The 2,247-nt window shown below is 71.1% G+C and carries 2 protein-coding genes; both read left to right on the top strand.

Translation table 11 applies throughout. The annotated features are described in order from the left end of the window. The first annotated feature begins 69 nt into the window (after positions 1-69). Entirely contained in the window at positions 70-1,317 is a 1,248-nt protein-coding gene (gene istA / locus F8568_RS46385) for an IS21 family transposase (protein WP_151600545.1), read from the top strand. Then, positions 1,317-2,168: an IS21-like element helper ATPase IstB gene (istB, locus tag F8568_RS46390; RefSeq protein ID WP_151600546.1), complete on the top strand. Its 852-nt coding sequence runs from the start codon at positions 1,317-1,319 to the stop codon at positions 2,166-2,168. The genes istA and istB overlap by 1 nt, the downstream gene beginning before the upstream one ends. Positions 2,169-2,247 lie beyond the last annotated feature (79 nt).

A 2,247-nucleotide genomic window follows, 5' to 3' on the forward strand; every position in this document is an offset into this window, starting at 1 on the left:
TGTCGACGACGGGTGAAAACTGACCCCCAGGCGACGGCCGAAAACTGACCCCCTCCCACTCTGTGGAGGGTGATCAAGGTGGAGGACTGGGCGGAGATCCGCCGGTTGCACCGGTCCGAGGGCATGCCGATCAAGGCGATCGCTCGGCGGCTGGGCATCTCGAAGAACACCGTCAAGCGGGCGCTGGCGGCCGATGAGCCGCCGAAGTACCAGCGGGCGGGGAGGGGGTCGATCGTGGACGCGGTGGAGTCGCAGGTCCGGGACCTTTTGGCCGAGTTCCCGGACATGCCGGCCACGGTGATCGCCGAGCGGATCGGGTGGGAGCGGTCGATGACGGTGCTCAAGGACCGCATCCGGGTGCTGCGGCCGCAGTACCGGCCGGCCGATCCGGCGTCGCGGACGGCGTATCAGGCCGGTGAGCTGGCTCAGTGTGATCTGTGGTTCCCGCCGGCGAAGGTGCCGGTGGGGGCCGGGCAGCAGGCCAGTCCGCCGGTGCTGGTGATGGTGTCGGGGTATTCGCGGTGGATGATGGCGCGGATGCTGCCCTCGCGGGCGGCCGGGGACCTGTTCGCCGGGATGTGGGCGCTGCTGCGGATGCTGGGGGCGGTGCCCCGGTCGCTGGTGTGGGACAACGAGGGCGCGATCGGGCAGTGGCGGGGCGGACGTCCGGTCCTGACCGCCGAGGCCAGTGCGTTCCGCGGCACCCTGGGCATCGGTATCGTGCAGTGCCGCCCCGCCGATCCTGAGGCCAAGGGGCTGGTCGAGCGGGCGAACGAGTACCTGGAGACCTCGTTCATGCCGGGCCGCTCGTTCACCTCACCCGGCGACTTCAACGCTCAGCTGGACGGCTGGCTGGCGCATCGCGCCAACGTCCGTCACCACCGGCGGCTGGGGTGCCGGCCCGCCGACCGGATCGTGGCCGACATGGCGGCGATGGTGCCGCTGCCGCCGGTCGCCCCTGTCGTCGGGTGGCGGACGGCGACCCGGCTGGCCCGCGACCACTACGTCCGGGTCGCCTCCAACGACTACTCGGTGCATCCCTCGGCGATCGGGCGGCTGGTCGAGGTCGTCGCCGATCTGGAGCAGGTGAGGGTCACCTGCGGCGGACAGGCCGTCGCGACCCATCGGCGGTGCTGGGCCGTGCACCAGACCATCACCGACCCCGCGCACGCCCAGGCCGCCGCGCAGATGCGGCGGTTGCGCCTGCAGACCCCCCGCCCCCCGGCCGAGACCGAGGTCGAGCAGCGGCGACTGGCCGACTACGACACCCTGCTCGGCATCGACAGCACCCGCACCGACGTCGAAGGGGCGGCGTGATGGCCAACCGCGTCAAAAGCACCGGCACGACCACCGGCACGACCACCGGCACGGCGAGCGCCAGCGGCCGCAATGTCGAGGCCGAGCTGGCCTACCTCACCCGGGTCCTCAAAGCACCGTCGCTGCATGCCGCGGCCGGGCGGCTGGCCGAACGGGCCCGCGCCGAGTCCTGGACGCATGAGGAGTTCCTGGCCGCCTGCCTGCAACGCGAGGTCGCCGCCCGCGAAGCCCACGGCGGTGAGGCCCGCATCCGCACCGCCCGCTTCCCCGCCCGCAAAGCCCTGGAAGACTTCGATTTCGACCACCAGCGGTCGGCCAAGCGGGAGGTCATCGCCCACCTGGGCACTCTGGACTTCGTCGCCGGCCGTGAGAACGTGGTGTTCCTCGGCCCGCCCGGCACCGGCAAGACGCACCTGTCGATCGGGCTGGGCATCCGCGCCTGCCAGGCCGGGCACCGCGTCGCGTTCGCCACCGCGGCCCAGTGGGTCGCGCGGCTGGCCGACGCGCACGCCGCCGGACGCCTGCAAGACGAACTCACCCGGCTCGCCCGCATCCCCGTCCTGATCGTCGACGAGGTCGGCTACATCCCCTTCGAGGCCGAGGCCGCCAACCTGTTCTTCCAGCTCGTCTCGTCCCGCTACGAACGCGCCTCACTGATCGTGACCAGCAACAAGCCGTTCGGCCGCTGGGGCGAGGTGTTCGGCGACGACGTCGTCGCGGCCGCCATGATCGACCGCCTCGTCCACCACGCCGAGGTCATCAGCCTGAAGGGAGACAGCTACCGCCTCAAGAACCGCGACCTGGGCCGCGTCCCCGCGGCCAACACCACCACCAGCAACGACGAGCAGTAACACAACGCAGCGAACAACAACATCAGGGGGTCAACTTTCAGACGTCCCCAGGGGGTCAAAATTCAGCCGCCGTTGACAA

It is taken from the genome of Actinomadura physcomitrii, assembly GCF_008923205.2.
In the GTDB taxonomy this organism is placed as follows: Bacteria; Actinomycetota; Actinomycetes; order Streptosporangiales; family Streptosporangiaceae; genus Spirillospora; species Spirillospora physcomitrii.

Excerpts from the sequence above, each read along its gene's own strand:
- istB (WP_151600546.1), top strand. The coding sequence starts at position 1,317 with ATGGCCAACCGCGTCAAAAGCACCGGCACGACCACCGGCACGACCACC.